This is a genomic window from Arthrobacter zhaoxinii (assembly GCF_025244925.1).
Lineage (GTDB): Bacteria > Actinomycetota > Actinomycetes > Actinomycetales > Micrococcaceae > Arthrobacter_B > Arthrobacter_B zhaoxinii.
Genome location: NZ_CP104275.1, coordinates 1,938,533 through 1,962,881, shown reverse-complemented (window position 1 = coordinate 1,962,881; position 24,349 = coordinate 1,938,533). Strand labels below are relative to the sequence as shown.

The 24,349-nt window shown below is 66.2% G+C and carries 21 protein-coding genes; 13 read left to right on the top strand and 8 right to left on the bottom strand.

What is annotated here, in order from left to right; all coding sequences use genetic code 11:
* Nucleotides 1–36 precede the first annotated feature (36 nt).
* Both metK and N2K95_RS09130 read left to right on the top strand, forming a co-directional pair.
* The gene (gene metK / locus N2K95_RS09135) at nt 37–1,260 is read left to right on the top strand and encodes a methionine adenosyltransferase (RefSeq protein WP_255791919.1); all 1,224 of its coding nucleotides are present in this window, start codon (nt 37–39) and stop codon (nt 1,258–1,260) included.
* 9 nt (nt 1,261–1,269) lie between these two features.
* Nucleotides 1,270–3,468, top strand: a complete 2,199-nt coding sequence (locus N2K95_RS09130; protein ID WP_260651309.1) for a primosomal protein N' — start codon at nt 1,270–1,272, stop codon at nt 3,466–3,468.
* Between the two features lie 29 nt (nt 3,469–3,497).
* On the opposite strand, the gene N2K95_RS09125 is transcribed toward N2K95_RS09130, so the two are convergent.
* The 4 genes from N2K95_RS09125 to N2K95_RS09110 form a co-directional block, all read right to left on the bottom strand.
* On the bottom strand, nt 3,498–3,647 hold the full coding sequence (locus N2K95_RS09125; protein WP_255791922.1) for a hypothetical protein: 150 nt from the start codon (nt 3,645–3,647) through the stop codon (nt 3,498–3,500).
* Between the two features lie 269 nt (nt 3,648–3,916).
* On the bottom strand, nt 3,917–4,384 hold the full coding sequence (locus N2K95_RS09120; protein ID WP_260651308.1) for an Hsp20/alpha crystallin family protein: 468 nt from the start codon (nt 4,382–4,384) through the stop codon (nt 3,917–3,919).
* Between the two features lie 97 nt (nt 4,385–4,481).
* Entirely contained in the window at nt 4,482–5,216 is a 735-nt protein-coding gene (locus N2K95_RS09115; RefSeq protein ID WP_260651307.1) for an MBL fold metallo-hydrolase, read from the bottom strand.
* A 110-nt stretch (nt 5,217–5,326) separates the two neighbouring features.
* Entirely contained in the window at nt 5,327–6,790 is a 1,464-nt protein-coding gene (locus N2K95_RS09110; protein WP_260651306.1) for an HNH endonuclease, read from the bottom strand.
* Between the two features lie 159 nt (nt 6,791–6,949).
* Here N2K95_RS09110 and N2K95_RS09105 point away from each other — a divergent pair, with 159 nt between their 5' ends.
* The 3 genes from N2K95_RS09105 to N2K95_RS09095 all read left to right on the top strand — a co-directional run bounded on the left by N2K95_RS09105 (nt 6,950) and on the right by N2K95_RS09095 (nt 8,784).
* Nucleotides 6,950–7,129 (top strand): hypothetical protein, encoded by a 180-nt coding sequence (locus N2K95_RS09105; protein WP_260651305.1) that lies wholly within the window; start codon nt 6,950–6,952, stop codon nt 7,127–7,129.
* Between the two features lie 91 nt (nt 7,130–7,220).
* Nucleotides 7,221–7,655 (top strand): MarR family winged helix-turn-helix transcriptional regulator, encoded by a 435-nt coding sequence (locus N2K95_RS09100; RefSeq protein WP_260651304.1) that lies wholly within the window; start codon nt 7,221–7,223, stop codon nt 7,653–7,655.
* 121 nt (nt 7,656–7,776) lie between these two features.
* On the top strand, nt 7,777–8,784 hold the full coding sequence (locus N2K95_RS09095; protein ID WP_260651303.1) for an NADP-dependent oxidoreductase: 1,008 nt from the start codon (nt 7,777–7,779) through the stop codon (nt 8,782–8,784).
* A gap of 20 nt (nt 8,785–8,804) precedes the next feature.
* Here the strand turns inward: N2K95_RS09095 and N2K95_RS09090 are convergent, their stop codons facing one another.
* The 3 genes from N2K95_RS09090 to N2K95_RS09080 are packed head-to-tail and all read right to left on the bottom strand — an operon-like array spanning nt 8,805 to nt 11,665.
* Nucleotides 8,805–9,896, bottom strand: coding sequence for a glycosyltransferase family 4 protein (locus tag N2K95_RS09090; protein WP_260651302.1), 1,092 nt, complete (start codon nt 9,894–9,896; stop codon nt 8,805–8,807).
* 2 nt (nt 9,897–9,898) lie between these two features.
* On the bottom strand, nt 9,899–10,828 hold the full coding sequence (locus tag N2K95_RS09085) for an alpha/beta fold hydrolase (protein ID WP_260651301.1): 930 nt from the start codon (nt 10,826–10,828) through the stop codon (nt 9,899–9,901).
* Entirely contained in the window at nt 10,829–11,665 is an 837-nt protein-coding gene (locus tag N2K95_RS09080) for an aldo/keto reductase (protein WP_260651300.1), read from the bottom strand.
* Between the two features lie 197 nt (nt 11,666–11,862).
* Here N2K95_RS09080 and N2K95_RS09075 point away from each other — a divergent pair, with 197 nt between their 5' ends.
* The 5 genes from N2K95_RS09075 to N2K95_RS09055 all read left to right on the top strand — a co-directional run bounded on the left by N2K95_RS09075 (nt 11,863) and on the right by N2K95_RS09055 (nt 17,644).
* Nucleotides 11,863–12,606: an MIP/aquaporin family protein gene (locus tag N2K95_RS09075; protein ID WP_255791933.1), complete on the top strand. Its 744-nt coding sequence runs from the start codon at nt 11,863–11,865 to the stop codon at nt 12,604–12,606.
* 61 nt (nt 12,607–12,667) lie between these two features.
* Nucleotides 12,668–14,191 (top strand): glycerol kinase GlpK, encoded by a 1,524-nt coding sequence (gene glpK, locus N2K95_RS09070; protein ID WP_255791935.1) that lies wholly within the window; start codon nt 12,668–12,670, stop codon nt 14,189–14,191.
* 155 nt (nt 14,192–14,346) lie between these two features.
* Complete coding sequence (locus N2K95_RS09065; protein WP_260651299.1) at nt 14,347–15,702, top strand: flavin-containing monooxygenase; 1,356 nt, start codon at nt 14,347–14,349, stop codon at nt 15,700–15,702.
* Nucleotides 15,702–16,676, top strand: coding sequence for a bile acid:sodium symporter family protein (locus N2K95_RS09060; protein ID WP_260651298.1), 975 nt, complete (start codon nt 15,702–15,704; stop codon nt 16,674–16,676). Before N2K95_RS09065 ends, N2K95_RS09060 begins: the two co-directional genes overlap by 1 nt.
* Nucleotides 16,673–17,644 carry an SDR family oxidoreductase gene (locus tag N2K95_RS09055; protein ID WP_260651297.1) on the top strand — a complete coding sequence of 324 codons (972 nt, stop codon included), beginning with the start codon at nt 16,673–16,675 and terminating at the stop codon, nt 17,642–17,644. The genes N2K95_RS09060 and N2K95_RS09055 overlap by 4 nt, the downstream gene beginning before the upstream one ends.
* Here N2K95_RS09055 and N2K95_RS09050 read toward each other — a convergent pair.
* Nucleotides 17,635–18,657 (bottom strand): RNA polymerase sigma factor, encoded by a 1,023-nt coding sequence (locus N2K95_RS09050; RefSeq protein ID WP_260651296.1) that lies wholly within the window; start codon nt 18,655–18,657, stop codon nt 17,635–17,637. The two genes, N2K95_RS09055 and N2K95_RS09050, sit on opposite strands and share 10 nt — an antisense overlap.
* A gap of 347 nt (nt 18,658–19,004) precedes the next feature.
* On the opposite strand from N2K95_RS09050, the gene leuS reads away from it, so the two are divergent.
* The 3 genes from leuS (at nt 19,005) to N2K95_RS09035 (ending at nt 23,612) form a co-directional block, all read left to right on the top strand.
* The gene (leuS, locus tag N2K95_RS09045) at nt 19,005–21,506 is read left to right on the top strand and encodes a leucine--tRNA ligase (protein WP_407080147.1); all 2,502 of its coding nucleotides are present in this window, start codon (nt 19,005–19,007) and stop codon (nt 21,504–21,506) included.
* A 12-nt stretch (nt 21,507–21,518) separates the two neighbouring features.
* On the top strand, nt 21,519–22,640 hold the full coding sequence (locus N2K95_RS09040) for a DegV family protein (RefSeq protein ID WP_260651294.1): 1,122 nt from the start codon (nt 21,519–21,521) through the stop codon (nt 22,638–22,640).
* Between the two features lie 147 nt (nt 22,641–22,787).
* Nucleotides 22,788–23,612 carry a helix-hairpin-helix domain-containing protein gene (locus N2K95_RS09035; RefSeq protein ID WP_260651293.1) on the top strand — a complete coding sequence of 275 codons (825 nt, stop codon included), beginning with the start codon at nt 22,788–22,790 and terminating at the stop codon, nt 23,610–23,612.
* Nucleotides 23,613–24,349 lie beyond the last annotated feature (737 nt).

Below are 24,349 nucleotides of genomic sequence, written 5' to 3'. Positions count from 1 at the left end.
CGTTGATGGTGGGTGCGGCCCGGTAGAGTAAATCCCGTGACTTCTACTTCTTCCCCCTCTAAGCCGCAGTCGAACCTGCGCCTTTTCACCTCGGAATCCGTCACTGAGGGACACCCGGACAAAATCTGCGACCAGATCAGTGACGCCATCCTCGACGGCCTGCTGAAGGTTGACCCGGAGTCCCGGGTAGCCGTCGAAACCCTGGTAACCACCGGCCTGGTGCACGTCGCCGGGGAAGTGACCACCGAGGGGTACGTTGAAATCCCGCAGCTGGTCCGCGACACCATCCTCGACATCGGCTACGACTCGTCGGCCAACGGATTCGACGGCGCCCGCTGCGGAGTGTCCGTCTCCATCGGCCAGCAGTCCCCGGAAATCGCTTCGGGCGTCTTCAACTCCCTGGAGAACCGGACCGGGAAGGTCGTGGATCCCTACGACGCCCAGGGTGCGGGGGACCAGGGCATCATGTTCGGCTACGCCAGCGACGAGACCTCGGTGCTGATGCCCACGCCTATCTGGCTGGCGCACCGTCTCTCCGAACGCCTCACCACCGTCCGCAAGGACGGCACCCTGCCGTACCTGCGCCCGGACGGCAAGACCCAGGTCACTGTCGGCTACGACGGCGACCGGCCGGTTTCCGTGGACTCCGTGGTCGTCTCCACGCAGCACGCCGCCGAACTGGACCTTGAGCAGCTGCGCGCCGACATGGTCCAGTACGTGGTCAACCCGGTCCTGGCCGGCACCGACCTGGACATCTCCAACGTCGAGCACATCATCAACCCGGGCGGACCGTTCGTTATCGGCGGCCCCGTGGGCGATGCCGGCCTCACCGGCCGCAAGATCATCGTCGACACCTACGGCGGCTTCGCCCGCCACGGCGGCGGCGCCTTCAGCGGCAAGGATCCGAGCAAGGTGGACCGTTCCGCGGCCTACGCCATGCGCTGGGTAGCCAAAAACGTCGTGGCCGCCGGCCTGGCCCGGCGCGCGGAAATCCAGATCGCCTATGCCATCGGCATGGCCCGCCCCGTGGGAATCTACGTCGAGACCTTCGGCACGGAGACGGTGGATCCGGCACGCATTGCCGACGCCATCCAGGAAGTCTTCGACCTGCGCCCGCTGGGCATCATCAACGGCCTGGACCTCAAGCGTCCCATCTACCAGCGGACTGCCGCCCACGGCCACTTCGGCCGCGAGGACGAAGGCTTCACCTGGGAGCGCAAGGACAAGGTCGAGGATCTCCGCAGCTACTTCAACCTGTAGCCGCCGGCCATGGGCGGGGACTCTTCCGGGGAGGCCGTGCAGCTGTCACTGCTGCACGGCTTCACGCCGTCAGCCAAACCGGCGGGCAAGGCCCAGCCGGCTTCCGCCCTGCCGATTGCCCGCGTGCTCCTGGATTCCCCGCTGCCGCATCTGGACCGCCCCTTCGACTACTTGGTCCCTGCCGATCTCGAGGCCGACGCCGTTGCGGGCGCCCGGGTCAAGGTCCGGTTCGGCGGCCAGGAACTTCCCGGCTTCATCACTGCGCGTGTGGCCGAAGCGGACACCGCCGCACGCCTGATGCCCCTGGGCAAGGTGATTTCCCCGCAGCCCGTCCTTTCGCCGCAGATTCTGCGCCTGGCGGAAGCGGTCGCGGCCCGTTACGCGGGCACCGTGCATGACGTCCTGCGGGTAGCTATTCCGCCGCGTGCGGCCCGCGTGGACAAGGAGTTCACTCCGGAGGCGCGGTCGGCGGCCGGGTCCATAGGTGCCGGGGCGGAAGCCGGGGCGACTCCCGCAGGACCGACACCGGGACCCGCAGGACCGCCTCCGGCTCCCGCAGGACCGACACCGGGGCCTGAAGGCGCCGGGGTCAATCCGCTTGCCCGGTACCCGCACGGACCCCGCTTCCTTACGCATCTTGCTGCCGGGCACAGCCCGCGCGCGGTGCTGTCCTCGCTCGGCGGATACGGTCCGCAGGACTGGCCGGCCGAAATTGCCGAAGCGGTCCGGTCCACTTTGCTCTCCGGCCGCGGCGCCGTCGTCGTCGTTCCCGACAACAAGGACCTGGCCCGGCTGCAGTCGGCGCTGACCGCCCGGATCGGGGCGAAGGCCTTTGTCCGGCTGACCGCAGAAGACGGCCCTACCCCGCGTTACCGCAGCTTCCTGCAGCTGCTGCACGGTGACGTCCGCGTTGCTATCGGGACACGCTCGGCAGCGTATGCACCCGTGCAGGAACTGGGCCTGGCGGTCATCTGGGACGATGCCGATGATCTGCACGCCGAACAGCGGGCGCCCTACCAGCACGCCCGGGACGTCTTGCTGCTGCGTGCCGAACTGGAGGATGCCGCCCTGCTTCTCGCGTCGCATTCACGAAGCACGGAGGCGCAGCGGCTGGTCGCCAGCGGCTGGGCGGCCGGGATTGCCGCGGAACGTTCCACTGTCCGTGCCCACGCCCCGCGTGTGGTCAGCACCACCGACTCCTTCACGATGGAACGGGACCCGCTGGCTGCGCGTGCCCGGATTCCGCATGCAGCATGGAAAGCAACCCAGGACGGGCTGACCCGCGGCCCGGTCCTGGTCCAGGTGGCGCGTACCGGTTTTTCGCCGGCGCTGTCCTGCCAGGACTGCCGAGAACCTGCCCGCTGCCGGAACTGCTCCGGTCCGCTCGGGCTGGCCAGCAGGAACGGCATTCCTGCCTGCCGCTGGTGCGGACGGCCGGAGCCGATGTGGCACTGCAGCAACTGCGGGGGAACGCATCTGCGCGGGTCCACTGCAGGTGCCGGCCGTACCGCCGAGGAGCTGGGACGTGCTTTCCCCTCCACCACTGTGATCTCCTCCGCCGGCGACCATGTCCGGACCGAGATCCCGGACGCTCCTGCGCTGGTGGTTGCCACCCCCGGCGCTGAACCCGTAGCACCGCGCGGCTACGCCGCCGCCATCCTGCTGGACGGCAACGCGATGCTGTCACGCGAATCGCTGCGGGCAGGGGAGGACACCCTGCGCCGCTGGTTCACCGCTGCAGCGCTCGTACGGCCTGCCGCGGAAAAGGGGCTGGTGGTGGTCACGGCCGACGACTCGTCAACGGTCGGGCACCTGCTTCGGTGGGATCCGGCGTCGGCGGCGGAACGGGAACTGGAGCTGCGGCGCGAGCTGGGGCTGCCTCCTGCCGTGCGGTATGCCGAACTCACCGGTTCGCGCGAGGGACTTGATGCCTTCGTGACCAGGCTTGGGCTTCCTGAGGGGGTCCGGGCGGTGGGACCGGCGCCGCTTGCGCCTCCGGTTGTTCCGCCGCCGGGAAACAGCACCCGCCGCGACGGCCCGGACGGCCAGCTGGGCGGAACGGGCGGACGCTACCGGACACTGCTGTTTTTCCCCTACGCGGCAGCTCCGGCGATTACCGCGGCGCTGCGTTCCACCAAAGCTGCTGCCTCGGCCCGCCGCACCGGTGATCCCGTCTACATCCGGGTGGACGGAACAGACGTTCTCTAGCGCAGAAGGCCTACAGCAGTGCAGTAGGCCTACAGCAGTTCGAGCAGGACGGCGCCGGCGCCGAGCAGGGAAAGCAGCGCCAGCTGGGCCGCCCCGCCCAGCCGGGACAGCTGCCCGAGGAGTCCACGGGGTACTCCATGGATCATCCAGTTCCGATGGTTGACTATCGGCAGCCTCATCGCTGCGTCCCCTTTCGTGGCGGCCGGGATCTGTCGGCTGCAGTTTAAAGTGCCTTGCATTCCGCCCCGGGCCGACTCGGTTTGATGGCGTACATTTCCCAGTATCCTGCGCCGCTGACAGGCAACCTGACCGGAATCGGGGTGAAGTTGGCCACGGGGAGTGGCCACCGGCGGCAGGTGAGAACCGCCGGTGCGGACTGCCGGTACGAATTGCCCACACGACGAAGGGCTCCGGATATCCGGAGCCCTTCGACGGTGGATCTGTTTATCTATGCCTGAACGGCTTCACGGGCGTCGTCTTTGCCCTCGGCTGCGGTTTCGCCCCTGATCGCCGTGCTTTCGGACGACGTCTGGACCGCGATCTTGCGGGGCTTGGCCCGCTCAACCACAGGGATGATGACACTGAGGACACCGTTCTCATACTGTGCGGAGATCTTTTCGGTGTCGATGCCCTGGCCCAGGTTCAGCTGGCGCAGGAAGGAACCGCTTTCACGTTCACGGGTCAGCCATTTGACGCCGTCCGTGTTCTGCAGCGTGCGCTGGGCGCGGATGGTGAGCAGCTGGCCATCAACGTCAATGTCGATGGAACCGGGATCGATCCCCGGGAGGTCGGCTGCGAGGATGTACTGGTCGCCCTGCCGGTAAAGGTCCATGGGCATGCCGCGCAGAGTTCCTTCGCCGCGCAGTGCCTGAGTCATACGGTCCAGTTCCTGGAACGGATCAAACTTCATAGCCATGGTGGTACCAACTCCTTTTCAAGATTCAGTTCCAAAGTTGAGTCGATGTCACTCAACTTGCAGAAAGAGATTAGCACTCACTTGTGGCGAGTGCCAACTACTTTTTCTGGTGTGGAAGTTGTTCTTTCGCCCGGCGGGCGAGCACCTGCAAATCTCCGGGATCTCCACGCCATGGAGCGCCGTGCCCGGGAAGCACCCAGCTGGCCTCCACCCCCGCGAGCCGGCCGAGGGAATCGAGCGCAGCATCCGGATCATCGGTGAATGGTGCGGGTTGGATGCCCGATATCCCGGTCAGCACGTGGCGCGTGGTCAACGCATCGCCGACGAAAACGGCGTCGGCGACGGGCACATGGACGGCAATGCTTCCCGGGGAATGACCCGGCAGGGCGATCACCCGAGGGGAGCCCGGAAGCGCGAGGATGTCTCCATCTGCCACTTCAGTCACCTGGCTGAGGTATTTTGGGCGCCAGCCGCGTTTACGCAGCCCGTAGAGGGCGAACTGGAGCAGAGGGAAGACCCGCACGGAACCCATGGCGGTTTTAGGCTTGCCGCCGCTGCGCGCACGTTCGGCATCGAGCGAGTGCACAAAGACCGGTACGCCGACCTCCCTTCGCAGCCTTTCGGCAAAGCCGATATGGTCGCTGTCTCCGTGCGTGAGGACTGCTCCGCGCACATCGTCGAGGGAGCGGCCCATCGCCCGCAGTTCGGCGATCAGATCGTCCCAGTGTCCGGGCAATCCGGTGTCTACGACAGTTACGCCATCATCCGTATCCACCAGATAGGCAGCCACTATGTCATTGCCGATGCGGTGCAGATGCGGTCCGAGTCTCATCGGGGCTCCTTGCAGTTCGGGTGTTGCTGACTCCAGCGAGCCGCTTCAGTGTTCTGCGTACCGCCGTTCCTTCAGCGGCACTACCGGGACTCTTCATCGGGGCGCAAGGATCAAGCCGCCCAGAGTAGATCCGCAAAGAGGGTTTCGGCGGGGGAGCCTTCCCTCTGTCTCGGCAGACTAGCCGCCTGAGGTTTGCCAGGTAAGGGAGGTGGGGCGGATCGGTAGGTGTGCCCGGTAGGCGTGGTCGTCACGACTGTCGGGGAGACACCGGTGCCGGCAGGAGCGGTGCCGGCTTCGCCTTCCATCCTCATTGCTGCCGCATTCCAGCCCGGTGCTTCTTTTGCGTGATTGCAGGCTTCACACAGTCCCTGCCCGTTGGCTGCACTTGTTGGTCCGCCGCGGCTGTGCGGATGGACATGGTCCACGTGTCGTATCGGAGCTCCGCACCAGGCCATCCTGCAGGTCTGGTCCCGGACTGCGATGAAATGCGCAAGGGAACCTGGAAATAACCGCGCACGGGAATCCATCGCAATCAGCTCACCACTGTCGGGAGCGGTGTAAAGCCTCCGGATCCAGCGTTCCCCATACCTCTCGGGTCCGTCCTTGATCCGCCGTTTTGGTATGCCCCGGATCCCGTGCCGAACCAGGTTCCGGGCCCACTGTGCCGGGACCGGTCCGTAGCCGGGGACCAATGCCGGTTCGGAATCGCCGGCCAGCAAGGTGCGGTCAGTCATTACCAGCTGGATTTCGACTTTCACGGACCCCGGTTCGGCCTGACCGGTGACGCGTTGCACCAGGGTGTCCGCCATGATCTGACCGCGGCCGCGGGGATCGCCGGCAGCACGCAGGCGGTCAGCCTCGCGGGAAAGCGCTGCATAAACACCTACCCCGTCGGCTACGGGCAGCAATCCAGTCAGATACGTCATGGTGTCCGGCGCCGGGCGGCAGGAGACAAAGCGTTCGGAGGCGGCCTTTGAAGCGCGGTTTACCGCAGCCCGCGGATCCAGCCGGTACGCGGCAGCCTTGGTACGGGCAATAATCTGCCGGTCGCCGAGGGTTTCCAGAAGCGGGAGATCACCGGCCACCTCCTCGTCCACGCGGCGCCGGTCCTCGACGGACAGGCAGGCAGTCTCGCGGACCAGCAGCATTGCCCGCCACTCACTGATTCTTCCGGCGGTCAGTGCCCGGAGCGTATACGGCATCTCCGACGTCAATGCTTTTGCGAAACCCAGCAACCGTCCGCCCTTGTTGGGGGATTCCCTCCGGGCTAATGCAACCTGCGATGCCACCCCGCGCCCCAGGTTTTCGGTCCGCTCACCGGCCCGCGCCTGCAGGCGGCGCTGCGAGGCATCGAATGCTGCAGCGATACGCGCCTGGGCAGCAGAAGCGGCAGCCTTGAGGTCTTCCAATGCCCTGAGCTGGTTGATCAGTTCCGAATCCGGATGCTCGCCTTTTGCATCCTCCCGGCTTCCGGGAACGTCGCCCAGATACTCCACCCAGGCGTCGAATACCGCGGATTGGACCTCCATGGGTCCTTCCCGGCGATGGTCGGCCGATGCCGAATATTCGAACATGTGTTCGAGTTTATCGGCTGGAACAACCGTCCGGAAGGCCAAAACTACGCAACCTACTACCTGTCTTTACGCTCCTGCCTTTAGGGGGATTGATTAAAAGGGGTTACGGACCGCCGTCAAGAAGCCGGATGGAGAAGGGGCGCAAAGTGTCGCGGAAGATTGGTCGGCAGCTCCACCATCGTTCCGTCGCGAAGCATTCCGCGGCTCCTCGCCAGCGATCCACTGACCGCCTGGCTGGCCGCAGCCGTTGTTCTGGTCAGCGTCATCAGCCTTTACTGTGTGCTCAAGCCGCGGAAGCGGCGCCGCCGTCGCGTGGTCCACAAATCCGCCGGCGTCTAACCCGGAAGTTGTGTATCGTCCTCGAAGCCGCGATTGGGAGACGAGCCGCAAAAAGGTTGTGCACAACTGAATTGTGCCCTACGGTGTATCTATGAACGAATCACTGCAGCGCCAGGTGTGCTTCTCGCTGTACTCCGCCTCGAGAGCGGCCACGGCCCTGTACCGGCCGATGCTCGATGATCTCGGCCTGACCTACCCGCAGTACCTGGTGATGTCGCTGCTCTGGGAACAGGACGGACAAACCGTCCGGGACCTGGGGGAGGCGCTGGACCTGGACTCCGGGACGCTCTCTCCGCTGCTCAAGCGGCTCGAAGCGGCGGATCTGGTGCAGCGCCGTCGTGCCGTCGAAGACGAGCGGCGTGTCCGTATCGACCTCACAGATGCCGGCCGTGCACTCGAGCAGCAGGCGAGGAACCTTCCGGAACGGCTGGCGGAATCAGCAGGACTGGAGCCTGCCGAACTGAGACGCCTGCAGGAGACCCTCGCGAAGGTCACCGCCGCCCTGCGGCAGGCCGCAGCAAAATGAACGCGCCCAAGATGAACGCCCACAAAAATGAACGCCCACAAAAATGAACGACAGCGAAATGAACGGCAGCGAAAAGAACCGCCGCGATTCGTCCCGTCACCCCAACAGTAAGGACCATTCCATGAGCAGTTACACCGGCCGCGAAATCCAGCTCGCTTCCCGCCCCGAAGGCTGGCCGACGGAGGAGAACTTCCGCCTGACCGAGGCGGCGGTGCCCGAGCTGCAGGAGGGCCAGATCCTGGTCCGCAACCTGTACATGTCCGTGGACCCCTACATGCGCGGCCGGATGAACGACGTCAAGTCCTATGTTCCGCCGTTCAAGCTCGATGCACCGCTCGAAGGCGGCGCCGTAGGCGAAGTCGTGGAGTCCCGCTCCGAAAGCCACAAGCCGGGTGACAAGATCCTCCACGGCCTCGGCTGGCGGGACTACGCCGTTCTCGACGGAGGCCGCGCCCGGGTCATCGACACCGAACAGGCACCCGCCAGCGCCTACCTCGGCGTCCTGGGCATGACCGGCCTGACCGCATATGTCGGCCTGACCAAGGTCGCCGAATTCCGGGAAGGCGACGTCGTCTTCGTCTCCGGTGCCGCCGGTGCGGTGGGCTCGCTGGTTGGCCAGATCGCCAAGGCGCTGGGAGCCAAAAAGGTTATCGGCAGCGCCGGTTCCGCCGAGAAGGTCCAGCACCTGCTGGACCTTGGCTTCGATGAGGCGTTCAACTACCACGACGGTCCGGTCAAGGATTCACTGAAGAAGGCTGCCGGAGCTGACGGCATCGACGTCTACTTCGACAACGTGGGCGGCGAGCACCTCGAAGCCGCCCTTTCCGTGATGAACAAGTTCGGCCGGATCGCCATGTGCGGTGCCATCTCGCAGTACAACGATGCACCGGTCGGCCCGCGGAACCTGGCCATTGCCATCGGTAAGGAAATCACGCTGCGCGGGTTCATAGTCGGCAGCTACAACAAGTACGCCGACGAGTTTGCCTCCCTGATGACCGGCTGGCTGCAGGAAAACAAGGTCCGCTACGACGAGACCTTCGTTGATGGCCTGGAGAACGCCCCGCAGGCCTTTATCGACCTGATGAAGGGCGCCAACAAGGGCAAGATGATCGTGACCCTGGGCAAGTAAGGATCAACGGCCAGTAAGGATCAACGACGACGGCGGCGGCCGGGGAACAGGCGGACAGCCTCCCCGGCCGCTTCCATGAGCTGGGCGGCGGAGGCACCCCAGCTGTAGTCGGCCGCGCGCTGCACGCCGGCGTCGGACGCCTTCTGCCAGCGCCCCGGCTCGCCCAGCTGCCGCACGGCGCCGGCAAACGCCGCCGGGTCATCCGGATCCACCAGCAGTGCCGCGCCGCCCGAAACCTCACGGAAGATCGGAATATCACTGGCGACGACGGGGGTGCCGGCAGCCATCGCTTCGATCACCGGCAGCCCGTACCCTTCGGCTTTGGACAGGGTCACCAGCGCCGTGGTGCGGCGCAGGAGGGCGTCATACTCCTCATCGGTCACGCCGTTGTGGAACCGGACGTGCGCGCCGGCGGGGATCAGCGCTTCAAGCTCGGCCCGCCGCGCGTCGGAAATCCGGCTGAGCAGGTGCAGCGTGAAGTCCGGCAGGTGCTCCATGCCGCGGATGATCGTTTCCACGTTCTTGTAGGGCATGAAGGAGCCCATATACAGCAGCGTCGCATCCGCGCCGGTCTCCGGATCCCGCGGTGCGGCACCGTCCTGCGGTGCATTGGCCACCATCCGGACCGGACGTTTCGTCAGCCGGTGCCGGCGCATCAGCCCGCTGGTCGTGTCGCTGATGGTGGCGACGACGTCGGCCCGGTTCAGCAGCAGCCGCTGCGGCCGGTAGGACAGGTGGTACAGCCGCCACAGTGCACGCACCGGCAACGGCAGGAACGACGGCGGCGTCGGGTTCGAGTAGTAGATCAGGTCATGCAGGGTCAGGATGAGCGGATACTTCCGCCCCCAGCTGCCCATCGTCTGCATGGGACAGAAGACGGCGTCCGCGCGCAGCCGGTTGATCCGGAACGCCACAAACAGCTCCGCCGGGGAGAGCGGACTGTTGATCTTCACCCACGGCAGGTCCGGAAGCAGGGCCAGCTGGCGTTCGTCGGAGATCAGCATCAGGACATCGGCATGCCCGCTCACGGCTTCGATCAGGCTGGCGCCGTACCGGCTGATGCCGTCATGGTGGTCGGTGCGGGTGAAGCGTGCGTCTACGGCCAGGCGCATCCTCACGGGTGCCTCCGGGAGAGGAAATCCTCGATCGTATCGGCCGCTTCGGCCGGCTTCTCATAGTGCACCAGATGCCCGACGCCGGGCAGGATATCCAGTTCCGCGTCGGGGATGCGCTCCGCGAGCAGGCGCTGCCCCCGAACGGATCCGATGTCGTCCTGTTCCGCCGCGATCAGCAGCACCGGCATGGTCAACTGTGCGGCGACGTCGCGCACCGTGGCTGAGATGGAGGCCCGGAAGGCGTCCAGGACCACCCGGCGGTTGGCAAATGCACTGAAATAGGCATCGTGCTGGGCATGGATCCAGCGGCGCAGGCCGGGATCCTTCGTCTTCGCCATCAGCATGCTCATGCCACGGACAATCACCGGGCTGCGCAGCAGCGCCATCCCGGGTTTCTCCGGCAGCGCCGCGGCCAGCCGGTAGTAGAGTTCGGCGGCCTTGCTGGTGATCCCTTTGGGCCCTTCCAGTGCAGGCTCGCAGATCGGGTTGACCAGCACCAGTTCACTGATCAGCTCCGGCGACTCGGCTGCCAGGTGGGCGGCAATGATGGAACCGAAGGAATGGCCGAGCAGGACGGTGTCCGGCCCCAGGCCCAGTGCGGCCAACGCCTCGCGGATGAAACCGGTGTACGCGGGGACATCGTGCCGGCCCGGAAGCGCGGCACCGGACCCGAAGCCGGGAAGATCCGGCACCAGGATCCGGTGCCGGGGGAGCGCTTCGACAATCCGCAGCAGTCCGTGATGGTCGCCGCGGAAACCGTGGACCATAAAGATCGGCGGGAGGCCCGCGTCGTCGCCGGTCACCGGCGGGAAATCGCGGCAGACCTGCACGGCACCGTCCACGGTAAATGACCGGACCGCGGCTTTGCGGAAGAACGGTTCCGGGGCGCCCGACGGCGTCAGCGGCCGGTGCGCCGCAGTCCCGGACATTCAGTTCACCTCGTCGGGATGCGAACCGGAGCGGTGCCCGCGGTCCAGCCGGTTCAAAGCGGTCCTGTCCTCGTCGGTCAGCTCGAAGGAGTAGAGGTCCAGGTTGCCGGCAATCCGCTCGGGGCTGCTGGCCTTGGGGATGACGATGTTGCCCAGGTCCAGGTGCCAGCGCAGGATCACCTGCGCCGGAGTGCGGCCCAGCTCGGCGGCGATCCGCTCGACGGCCGGGTCCGCCAATACCGCCCCGCGGCCCAGCGGACTCCAGGCGGCCGTGCGGATCCCCAGCCGCTGGTGCAGCTGCCGCAGTTCCTCCTGCGCCAGCCACGGGTGCAGCTCAATCTGGTTTACCGCGGGAACAATCCCGGTCGCGTCCAGCAGCTGCTCCAGATGGGAAGGCTGGAAGTTGGAGACGCCGATGGCGCGGACCCGGCCCTCGGCGTAGAGCTGTTCCAGCGCCCGGTAAGTGTCGATGAACTGTCCCCGCTGCGGGCAGGGCCAGTGGATCAGGTACAGATCCAGATAATCCAGGCCCAGCCGGGACAGGGACGCGTCGAAGGCCCGCAGGGTCGGGTCGTAGCCCTGGTCGGTGTTCCAGACCTTGGAGGTGACGAAGATGTCGGTCCGCGCGGCGTCGTTCCTGCCGGTGAAGGACCGTACGGCCTCGCCCACACCTGCCTCGTTGCCGTACAGGGCGGCCGTATCGATGTGCCGGTAACCCGCCTCGAGCGCGTCCAGGCACAGCCGGGCGGCGTCGTCGGCGGGAATCTTGTACGTGCCGAAGCCGACCTGGTCCATCAGGACGCCGTTATTGAGCGGGATTCGGGGTGCAGGCTGCATAGGACGACTTTACCGAGGCACGGGCGCGGTGCCGAATCGTGCCCTGACTACCTGTTTCTCCATATGAAGATTGGCGTGGCGCCAAACAGGTCAGCTAAGGTAATGGCGCTTCTTGCAAAAGATTGATTGCATAGAAACCAACAGTCCGCCCTCCCAATCGGGTCGCGGATGGATACGAATGATCGGAGGAGTCGATGGTGACTCTGGGAGAAGTTTTCATTAGTGAGCTGGCCGGAACGGCCATCCTCATTATTCTTGGCTGCGGTGTCGTGGCCAACGTCGCCCTTGCAAAGACGAAGGGGGCCGGCGGCGGCTTCCTGATGGTCAACTGGGGGTGGGCCATCGGTGTGTTTGCCGGCGTATACGCAGCCGCTCTCTCGGGTGCGCACATCAACCCCGCCGTGACCGTGGGCCTGTGGGCCAGTGGCGCGGACGAATTCGCGCCCGGCGTTGAAGTGTCCTTCAGTGCGGCCATGGTCTACTTCGCCGGACAGATGGTCGGTGCCATCATAGGTGCGTTCGTGGCATGGCTCGCCTACAAGAAGCAGTTCGATGACGAGCCTGACGCAGCCAACATCCTGGGCGTCTTCTCCACCGGTCCTGCCATCCGGTCCTACGGCTGGAACGTTGTCACCGAGGTCGTGGGCACCTTCGTCCTGGTCTTCATCATCATCGCCTTCGCCGGTACCCCGGACGAGCTTGGCCCCCTGGCCGTGGCGCTGCTGGTGCTCGGCATCGGCGCATCGCTCGGCGGACCCACCGGCTACGCCATCAACCCTGCCCGTGACCTCGGCCCGCGCATCGTGCACGCCCTGCTGCCCATCCCGGGCAAGGGCAGCAGCGACTGGGCCTACGCCTGGGTGCCGGTTGTCGGCCCGCTGATCGGCGGTGCCCTGGGTGGACTCCTGGGCGCCCAGCTTCCCCTTCCGATTCTGGAATAAGCGCACGGCCGCCATCCGGTGCGCCACCCCCTAAAGACCCCCACCGCAAGGAGCAGAAATAATGCCTGACAATCCCAGGTACATCATCGCCATCGACCAGGGCACCACCAGCAGCCGTGCAATCGTCTTCGGCCACGACGGACACATCGTTTCCACCGGGCAGAAGGAACACGAGCAGATCTTCCCGCACGCCGGGTGGGTGGAGCACGATCCGATGGAGATCTGGACGAACGTCCGCGAGGTTGTGGGCAGCGCCCTGTCCAAGGCCAACCTGACCCGGCACGACATTGCCGCCGTCGGAATCACGAACCAGCGTGAAACAGCAGTGGTCTGGGACCGCAGGACCGGCGAACCTGTCTACAACGCCATTGTCTGGCAGGACACCCGCACGCAGCCCATCGTCAACGAGCTGGCCGCAAACGGCGGCCTGGACCGCTTCAAGGACACCGTTGGCCTGCCGCTGGCGACGTACTTCTCCGGAACGAAGATCAAGTGGATCCTGGACAACGTAGAGGGGGCACGTGAACGGGCAGAGGCGGGGGACCTCATGTTCGGCAACACGGACTCCTGGATTGTCTGGAACCTGACCGGCGGGACGGACGGCGGCGTGCACATCACTGATGTCACCAACGCTTCGCGCACCCTGTTCATGAACCTTGAGACACTCACCTGGGATGAGGAGATCCTCAAGGAATTCGGCATTCCGAAGTCCATGCTTCCGGAAATCAAGTCCTCCTCCGAGGTCTACGGCATGGTTGCCGGTTCGCAGCTGCTGCGCGAAACCCCGGTGGCAGGCATCCTCGGTGACCAGCAGGCCGCCACGTTCGGCCAGGCGGCCTTCGAAAAGGGCAATGCCAAGAACACCTACGGCACCGGCTGCTTCCTGATCTTCAACACGGGCGAGGAGATTGTCCGTTCCGAGAACGGCCTCATCACCACGGTGGCCTACCAGCTGGGTGACGCCAAGCCGGTCTACGCGCTTGAAGGCTCCATTGCCGTCACCGGATCCCTGGTCCAGTGGCTCCGCGACAACCTGGGCATCATCAACAGCGCCCCGGAGATCGAAGAGCTCGCCCGCAAGGTGGACGACAACGGCGGCGTGTACATCGTGCCCGCATTCTCCGGACTCTTCGCACCGTACTGGCGTGCAGATGCGCGCGGTGCGATGGTCGGCCTGACCCGCTACGTGAACAAGAACCACATTGCCCGGGCCGCACTGGAAGCCACCGCTTTCCAGACCCGGGAAGTGCTCGATGCCGTGAACGCCGACTCCGGTGTCCCGCTGACGGAACTGCGCGTGGACGGCGGTATGGTCGCCAATGACGCCCTCATGCAGTTCCAGGCAGACATCCTCGGCGTCGACGTCGTCCGCCCCAAGGTCATCGAGACCACGGCACTGGGCGCCGCATACGCCGCAGGCCTGGCTGTCGGATTCTGGAACGACACCGACGAGCTCGAGCAGAACTGGGCTGAAGGCAAGCGCTGGGTCCCGCAGATGGAAGAAACCGAACGTGCGCGCCAGATGCGCCTCTGGAAGAAGGCTGTCACCAAGACCTTCGACTGGGTTGACGACGACGTTCAGTAATTCGATCGAAGAGCAGTAGTGGAAGGCCCCGGCAGCGAGACTGCCGGGGCCTTTCGCATCTCTTCGTCCGGAATGGCCGGTTTGACGGGCACCTCCACCCTTCGGTAGCGTTCGGGCAGCATCGACGGTGATGCAGGTCACAGAAGCAGGTGGAAGTGTCTCCCACAGCAAACTTTGTACGATCGGCACTGCCGGTCGCCGTCATCGGCGCCGGACCCAGCGGCCTTGCCGCCATGCGGGCGTTGTCCAAGCAGGGGCTGGACTTTGTCGGATTTGAACAGCACACGGAGGTCGGGGGACTCTGGAACATCGGGAATCCGGCCAGCACGGTCTACCAGTCGGCCCATCTCATTTCCTCGAAATCCACCACGGAATTCACCGAATTCCCCATGCCGGAGGACACCCCGGACTATCCCGGGCACCGCCATCTGCAGGCCTATTTCCGCTCCTACGCCGACCACTTCGGCCTCCGGTCCTTTATCCGGTTCGGTGCGGCGGTTACCGCCGCGGTGCGGTCCGACGACGACGGCGTGTGGACGGTGTCCTGGGAGGATGCCGGCGGAGCGGAAAGCGGCAGGTTCAGTGCCGTCATTGTGGCATCCGGCACGTTGCATACCCCCGCCATTCCCACGCTGCCCGGAGAGTTCAGCGGCGAGATCCGCCATTCCGCTTCCTACAAGGACCCCCGGGAGCTGGCGGGGAAGCGGGTCCTGATCGTGGGCGCCGGCAACAGCGGCTGCGATATTGCGGTGGACGCCGTGCACCACGCCGCCGCCGTCGACATCAGCGTCCGGCGGGGGTACTACTTCATTCCCAAGTACATTTTCGGCCGGCCCACGGACACCCTGAACCAGGGCAAGCCAATGCCGCGGCCGCTGAAGCAGTTCTTCGACACCCGCCTGCTGCGGATGTTCACCGGAGATCCGCACCGCTTCGGTTTCCCGAAGCCCAACTACCGCATCTATGAGTCGCATCCGGTGGTGAACTCGCTGATCCTGCACCATCTGGGGCACGGGGACCTGCGGGTCAAGGGCGACATTGCCCGGCTGGACGGGCAGACCGTGCACTTCCGGGACGGGACCTCGGGGGACTATGACCTGATCCTGCTCGCCACGGGCTACGTGCTGGACTATCCCTTCCTGGACCCGTCGCTGCTTGGCTGGGACGGCCCGTCGCCGTCGTTGTACCTGAACATCTTCAGCCGCCAGGCGGAAAACCTGCTGGTCATCGGCATGGTGGAAGCCTCCGGCCTCGGATGGGAAGGCCGGTTCCGGCAGGCGGAGCTGGCAGCGGCCTACCTGGCGGCCCAGCAGCAGGCACCGGCCGCAGCGGGGGAGTTCCGGCAGCTGCTGGCCGGGAAGTCCCCGGATGTCACGGGCGGCTACCGTTATCTGGGCCTGGACCGGATGAGCTACTACGTGAACAAGGACGCGTACCGTGCCGAACTGGACGCACACCTGGACCGGCTGGCCGCCGCCGGGACCGCAGCGCGTAGCGAGGTGCGTCCCTGATGCCCATTGACGACGTTGTCCTGAGCTTCACTCCCGCCTCGCTGATGCTCCTGAATGCGGTGCTGGCGTTCATCATTCTGGGTATCGCCCTCGAGGTGCGTCCGGCGGACTTCCGTGCGGTGGCGCGCAGTCCGAAGGCGGTGCTGCTGGGGATCTGCGCCCAGTACCTGGTGCTGCCCGCCGTGACGGTCGGCCTGGCACTGGTGCTTCGCGTGCCGGCATCCATTGCCCTGGGCATGATCCTCGTGGCCTGCTGTCCGCCCGGCGGCATCTCCAATGTGCTGACCCACAGGGCGCACGGCAATGTTGCCCTGTCTGCTTCCATGACCGCCGTCTCCAACCTGGTGGCCATCGCGGTGATGCCGCTGAACGTGGCGCTGTGGGCCCGGCTGAATCCCGCGACGGCAGGGTTGATGCGGAACTTCTCGCTGGACCGGTGGGAAATGCTGGTGCAGGTGCTGCTGATCATCGGCGTGCCGTTCGCGGTTGGCATGCCGCTGGCCCGGCGCTTCCCGGCGGTGACGGACATTCTTCGGCCCTGGGTGCAGCGGATCGGCCTGGTGGCGTTGCTGGTGTTCATCGTGGCCGGCACCGCCAGCAACCTCGGCCCCCTGCGGGAGCATCTGGGCACGATTTTCCTGGTGGTGCTGCTGCATGACGCGGTGGCCCTGGCCGTGGGGTACTGGACCGCAGCGGCGGTGCGGCTGGACGAGCCGAGCCGGCGGGCCTTTACCTTCGAAGTAGGCGCCCGCAACACCGGACTCGGCCTGGGTCTGACGCTGACCTTCTTCGCCGGGCTCGGCGGCATGGCCATGGTTGCCGCCTGGTGGGGCATCTGGGACATTCTGGCCGGACTGCTGCTGGCTGCCTGGTGGCGGCGGCGGGATGCGCGGCGCGGTACGGCGGCCGCGGCAGGGTCGGCAGGGTCGGCAGGATCAGCGGGACCGGCCGGGAATCGGGGGACAGGACGATGACACGGGTCTGCGTGACCGGAGGCAACGGCTTCCTGGGCAGTGCGGTGGTCGCGGGATTAGCGGACCATCCGGAGATTTCGCATGTCCTCAGCCTCGATATCCGGGAACCCGCGGAGGAACGCCGTCTCGCGGGGGTCGAGTACGCCCTCGCGGATGTATGTTCCCCGGACGTCGCCCGGCTGCTGCAGGCCCACCGGATCGACACCGTGGTCCATCTCGCCGCCATTGTGAATCCGGGGAAAAACACCACGCGAAAGCAGGAATTCTCCGTGGACGTGGTGGGCTCGCGCAACGTGCTGGCGGCCTGCATTTCCTCGGGCGTGAAGCATGTGGTCATTTCCTCCTCGGGGGCCGCCTACGGCTACCACCGGGACAACCCGGAGTGGCTCACTGAATCCGATGCGCTGCGGGGCAATGACGAGTTTGCCTACTCCCGGCACAAACGGCTGGTCGAAGAGGAGCTGGCCCGGGTCCGTGCCGAACATCCCGAACTGCAGCAGACCATCTTCCGGATCGGGACCATCCTGGGCGAGCGGGTCCGCAACCAAATCACCGCACTTTTCGACGCGCCGCGGCTGCTGCGCGTCGCCGGCAGCGAATCCCCCTTTGTGTTCATCTGGGACGAGGATGTCGCCGGGATCATGGTGCAGGCCGTCGTCACGGGACGCAGCGGCATTTTCAACGTCGCCGGAGACGGCGCCCTGACTGTCCGGGAGATAGCGGGGCTGATGGGCAAGGGGACCGTGACGGTTCCCGCGCCGGTCCTGGCAGCCGCGCTCCGGCTGGGACACCGGCTGCGGCTGACCGTCCACGGTCCGGAGCAGGTGAGGTTTCTGCGCTACCGGCCCGTGCTGGACAACACCGCGCTCAAGCAGGAGTTCGGTTTTACCCCCACGCGCACGAGCCGGGAAGCGTTCCTCGCGTTCCGTGCCGCGAGGGACGCTGCCCGGGACATTCGTCAGAAATAGGAGACGCCGTTCGTTTTGAAGGGAAGTCCCAGCCCGCCGGCCACCTCGGCGAGGACTTCCGGACAGAAGAAGTACAGCCGGAGTTCGGCAATCAGCGGCTCTCCGTGGGCGCAGCTGAGGCGTACCACGTCCGCCACGACCTCGGGCGTGTCCGGTGAATCCTTGGGGCGCTCCCACAGGAGGATCACGTTCTCACCGTCATAGCTGTGCACGCTGGCCCGGTACAGCTCCGCTGCGTCGGGTCCGAAGGTGTGGGTCATGGAGCCGGTGCGGATCTCCTCGTGCCCGGTTTCGCTGACGTTGCCGATCACCTCCGTGCGTCCGCCGCTCAGGAACAGGCTGACCATGGCGTCAATATCGTAGGAGTTGAAGGCGTCGGCCAGACGGCGGAGCAGTTCGGGATGCCCGGCCGGCGGCGTCGTATTGGTTCCGGAGCCCGCGGCCGAGCCGTCGTCGTCGGAAACTGATACGCCCACCTGGGCCGCTGCCAGCGTGCCCCGGCCGCGGTGAAGCGCGGACTTCACCGCTCCGGCGGTGGTGTCCAGCATTTCCGCGATCTCGGCCAGGGAATAGGAGAACACGTCCTTGAGGACCACGCAGACCCGTTCCCGCGGGGGCAGGACCAGCAGTACGTGCCCCAGCGCGGACTCCACCGCCAGCGATGTCAGGGGATCCGCGGCGTCGCCGTCGGGCAGGTCCGCGCCCGGTTCGCTGAAGTCCTGTACCGAAGTCCGGCCGTTGCGGCGCAGGGAGTCCAACCAGGTGTTCGTGGCGATGCGGATCAGCCAGGCCTGGACATTCCGGATCGGTTCGTGCCGCTGCGAGGCCTCGGCCAGGCCCTTGACCAGGGTTTCCTGCAGCAGATCCTCGGCATCCCAGACGGTCCCGGTCAGCCGGCGGCAATAACGGTAAACGGCCGGACGTACAGGCTCGAGGGCAACGAGGAAGTTCCGCCGGGCCTGTCGAAGTTCACCGGCATGTACGTTTACCGGTTCCGGTTTCTCTGTTGTCACTGACACTCCTGGCTCCATCCCGTGAGGCCGCGCGGCGGCATTTGCGTCAACAATGGCATTTCCACCGTTGCGTTACCGGGTAGACGCACGGGAGGAGCCAAAAGATACGTCCGGCTCCAAACCGCTCGCGGCTCACCCGGACGCACTGGCCACGGCGGCGGTGTGCTGTTGTAAAGTGGAGAAATGATCGCAGTACTCCTCCTTAGCTAGCCGCGCACCGTCCGTGCGCGGCCGCCCCTTGCTTGTCGAGGGGCTTTTGTGTGTCTTGGGAGGACCCAAAATCTTAGGGCCGGATTTACCGCCGGCCCGCAGCGCGGATCGATTTTCTTTGAGGACAGAGGCGAAGCATAGTGAGCACGCAGTCACAGACTGATCAGCAGGAAGAGGCCGTCTACAGTTTCGCGGCCATCGAGCAGAAATGGCCGAAGGTCTGGGATGACCTCGGCGTTTTCACCCCTGCCGACGACGGCTCGCGCGAACGACGCTACGTACTGGACATGTTCCCGTACCCCTCCGGCGACCTGCACATGGGCCACGCCGAAGCGTTCGCGATGGGCGACGTCGTCGCCCGTTACTGGCGCCAGCGCGGGTATGACGTGCTGCACCCGATCGGCTGGGACTCGTTCGGTCTGCCCGCGGAGAACGCGGCCATCAAGAACAACGCGCACCCCAGCGACTGGACCTACCGCAACATCGAGACGCAGGCGGAGTCCTTCAAGCGCTACGCCATCAGCGTTGACTGGTCCCGCCGGATCCACACCTCGGACCCCGAGTACTACCGCTGGACCCAGTGGCTGTTCACCCGGTTCTACGAGCGCGGACTGGCCTACCGGAAGAATTCCCCGGTCAACTGGTGCCCCAAGGACCAGACCGTGCTGGCCAACGAACAGGTAGTCAACGGTGCCTGCGAACGCTGCGGAACCCAGGTCACCAAGAAATCGCTGAACCAGTGGTACTTCAAGATCACCGAGTACGCCGACCGCCTGCTCGATGACATGGAACAGCTCAAGGGCCACTGGCCCGAGCGTGTCCTGGCCATGCAGAAAAACTGGATCGGCCGCTCCGAGGGCGCGCACGTCCGGTTCAATATCGAGGCCGACGGCGGCAAGCCCGCCGAGCAGGTCACCGTCTTCACCACCCGCCCGGACACCCTGGCCGGCGCCACCTTCTTCGTTGTCGCCGCGGACGCCCCGCTGGCACTGGACCTGGTGACGGACGAAAACCGGAACGCCCTGCTGGACTACCGCGAATCGGTGAAGGCACTCTCGGACATCGAGCGGCAGTCCACCGAACGCGTCAAGACCGGCGTCTTCACCGGCCGCTACGCCGTGAACCCGCTGAACGGTGAGAAGCTGCCCGTCTGGGCCGCCGACTACGTGCTGGCGGACTACGGCACCGGCGCCATCATGGCCGTGCCGGCGCACGACCAGCGTGACCTGGACTTCGCCAAGACCTTTGACCTGCCCGTCAAGGCCGTGCTGGACACCGGTGAAGAGGATCCCGCCGTCAGCGGCGTGGCCACCACCGGCGAAGGCACCCTGATCAACTCGGGCACCCTGGACGGCCTGCCCAAGGCTGAAGCCATTCCCGCCGCCGTCCGGATGCTCGAGGAGCAGGGCACCGGCGAGAAGTTCGTGAACTTCCGCCTGCGTGACTGGCTGCTGTCCCGGCAGCGTTTCTGGGGCACGCCCATCCCCATCATCCACTGCGAAAACTGCGGCGAGGTTCCGGTCCCCGATGACCAGCTGCCCGTCACGCTGCCCACCGGGCTGCGCGGCGAAGCACTGGCTCCGAAGGGCACCTCCCCGCTGGCCTCCGCCGAGGAATGGGTCAATGTGGCCTGCCCGAAGTGTGACGGTCCCGCTCGGCGCGATACCGACACCATGGACACCTTCGTGGATTCGTCCTGGTACTTCATGCGCTTCGTATCCCCGCACTTCACCGACGGTCCGTTCGATCCGGAAGCGGCAAAGAACTGGATGCCGGTCGGGCAGTACGTGGGCGGCGTCGAACACGCCATCCTGCACCTGCTCTATGCACGGTTCTTCACCAAGGTGGTCCATGACATGGGCCTGCTGGAAGCCAGCGAGCCGTTCGGTTCCCTGCTGAACCAGGGCCAGGTCCTCAACGGGGGCAAGGCCATGTCCAAGTCCCTGGGCAACGGCGTCGACCTGGGCCAGCAGCTGGACAAGTACGGCGTGGACGCTGTCCGTCTGACCATGATCTTCGCGTCCCCGCCGGAAGACGACGTCGACTGGGCGGACGTCTCGCCGTCGGGCTCCGCGAAGTTCCTGGCCCGCGCCTGGCGCCTGGGGCAGGACATCACCAGCGAACCGGGCGTGGATTACTCGACGGGGGACCGGAAGCTGCGTGCCCTCACGCACCGGACCGTCGCCGATGCCACTGAACTGCTGGAGAACAACAAGTTCAACGTGGTGGTGGCTAAGCTGATGGAGCTGGTCAACGCGACCCGCAAGGCCATCGACTCCGGTGCGGGTGCTGCCGACCCGGCAGTGCGCGAGGCCGCGGAAGCCGTCGCCGTCATGCTGAGCCTCTTCGCGCCCTACACGGCCGAGGACCTCTGGAACCTGTTGGGCCGCGACGCCTCGGTAGTGAACGCCGGCTGGCCCGCAGTGGACAAGACGCTGCTGGTGCAGGACACCGTCACCGCCGTTGTCCAGGTGCAGGGCAAGGTCCGTGACCGCCTGGAAGTTGCCGCCGACATCAGCGAAGAGGACCTGCGCGAAGCCGCGCTGGCGTCCGACGCCGTGCAGCGGTTCCTCGACGGACGCGGCATCCGGACGGTCATTGTCCGGGCACCGAAGCTCGTCAACATCGTCTCGGCCTAGGCCCCGGGGACCGTGGACTGGCTGGAACGGCTCGCTTCGCGGGCCAAGGGGCGGCAGCGGGAAACCGCTGCCGCCCCCGGCCCGTCCGTGGGAGTGGTGACCGATTCCGCCTCCGCCCTGCCCGACGGCTGGACGGAAGCGGCCCACGCCGGCGATTTCGTCCGGGTGGTTCCGATGCCTGTGATGATCGGGGACCAGATCTACGGCGAAGGATCCGCGGATCTGATTCCGGCCCTTGCCCTGGCTATGGCGCAGGGCCATGAAGTACGGACCTCCCGGCCGGCCCCGGGACAGTTCGAAGCGGCCTACCGCGAGCTTGCCGCGGCGGGCTGCACCGCCGTGGTATCGATTCATCTCTCCGGGCAGCTGTCCGGGACCGTGGATTCGGCGCGGCTGGCCGCCCGTTCCGCCGACATTCCCGTAGAGGTCATCGACAGCGCGACGGCGGCCATGGGCCTCGGATTCGCCGTGGCGGCCGCGACGGAGAGCGCCCGGGCCGGTGCCTCCGCAGCCGGGGTGGCGGCCTGCGCCCGGGCGGCAGCGGCCGAGTCCACCATCCTCTTCTATGTCCCCAGCCTGGACCAGCTGCGCCGGGGCGGGCGGATCGGTGCAGCGTCGGGCTGGCTGGGCACCCTGCTGGCCGTAAAGCCGATCCTGGTAGTACGCGACGGTAAAGTGCTTCCGCTGGAACGCGTCCGGACCGCACCCAAGGCACTGGCCCGGCTGGCCGAACTTGTTCAGCAGGACATTGCCGCCCGCCCCGGGAGGGTCCGCGCCGCGGTGCACCACTTCGGTAATGCCGCCGAAGCAGAGCGGTTGGCCGGCGTCATCGGTGCTGCGGCGCCGGAGGTGGAGATCCTCATCTGCCCGCTGCCTGCCGTCCTGGCCGCACACGCCGGGCTGGGGGTGCTGGCCGTGGCCGTTGCGGGAGACGAACCGGCTCCGGACGACTCCGCGGCGTCGGCCGACATGGCTCCCGCCACCACCGACGCAGGCGGCGCAGCTGGCGGCGCAGCAGGCGGCAAGGCGCCGGCGGGCGGCGGCGCAGCGGGCGGCAAGGCGCCGGAAAAGCCGGTACCCGGGGACCCGGCGTTACGGGTGAAGTTCGCCGGAGGCAAAACGAAACGCGGATAACCCTCGTGCCGGGCATGGCCCCGGTGCCCGCTTTTTGCGGCGGTCCTGTCCTCAACAGTGCCGTTTCGGGCTGCGGCACGCTCCTGCCGGTCCACCGGCGGGTTCACCGGAATCTCTCCGCCGGGCTGGTGATCCTAAGTTCTTCGCATGGCACAGCATCGTTGGGACACCGCCGATATTCACGACATGGACGGTCCCGGTCCCGCTGACGAGGATCCTCCCGGACTGCGGCGCCGGTGGGCGTTTTCCCTGCCCGCAGCGGTGCTGGCGGTCTGTCTCCTGCTGGGGTGCGGGGTGGCGGTCGTGCTGCTCCGGGATCGAAGTCCCGTGCCGGTGGCCAGCATCGAGTTGTCCCCTCCTGCCAGCAGTGCCCCGGCGCCCGCTGACGGCGGCGATAGTCCGGCGGCCACCGAGGCTCCCGGCCTGCCCTCTCCGGCACCCGTTCCGTCGCCCTCCCGGTCAGCGGGCCCGGGAGGAGAGGGCCAGGCAGCACTGGTGGTGCATATAGCCGGAGCCGTGCAGCGCCCAGGGATCGTCCGTCTGCTGCCGGGCAGCCGGATCATCGATGCCGTTGATGCAGCCGGTGGAACGGCGGCTGACGCGGACCTCACCGCTGTGAACCTGGCGGCCCTGGCTGAGGACGGTGCAATGGTGATCGTTCCGCGGATCGGCGAAGCGCCGCCCGCAGGCGGCGCGGACGGAGCAGGCCCGGGCAGCACCTCCGCTGCGAAGGGTTCCGGTGTGCAGGGTCCCGGGCCGCCGGCCGACGGCGGGGCCACGGACAGCATCAACCTGAACACCGCCGATTCCACCGAGCTGCAGACCCTGCCGAGGGTCGGGCCGGTCCTGGCCGAGCGGATCATTGCGTGGCGTACCGAGCACGGAAGCTTCAGCCGGCCGGAGGATCTGGACGCCGTCCCCGGGATCGGCGAGGCCATGATGGCGGCGTTGCTCCCGTTGGTCACGGTCTAGCGGACAGCGCGTGTCGAGCGGGTCTGAAAGCAGATGGTCACGGTATGTTGCCTCGGCACTGAATCCGGAAACCCGGCCAGTGTTCCGCATGGTGCCGGTCCGCTGGGGGCACTGGTCTGTGCCGGCGCAGCCGCCAGCCTGGCTGTGCGCACGGCCGGCCCCATTTTCGGTCTCATCACCGAAGAGGCCGCTGTGACCGTGGAACTGCGGTCCCCAGCCTGATGAGGGCAAAGTCCTCCCCGCCGACTCACCAGGAGGGTCGCCTAACCGGCCCGTTGCCCCCGGGTGGGCATCTGATGCTGCATGCCTTCACCCAGGAGCAATTGGATACCGTGGACACTGATTTCTAGTCCGGTTCAAGTTGTTCAGGTAGTACATATTCGCCAGCACACGCCGCCAGAGTGCAGAGCCGCCAAGTTATGAGACGGACGCGCTCCAGCCAAACGACAGGCGGAGCTGGCTTATTGCCTTGAGGCAGTTTAGCGTCTCTGGAATTTCAGAGGCTTGAAGGGGGACTAGGCCGGCGAGGAAGAACAGGGCTGGCTGCGCCAGTCCGGCAGCCGGCTAAGCCCAACTAGGTGCGTCGATCAAGAAGCACGCGGCGATTCCATCGCGACCGCCCAAGATCGGGTCAGAATGTTGTCCCGCCGCTTCCACACCATAACCGACATCATGTTGTGGACTAATGGCGTGGATGATCCCCAGAATATCGACCCGTTCCATACTTCACACTGCTA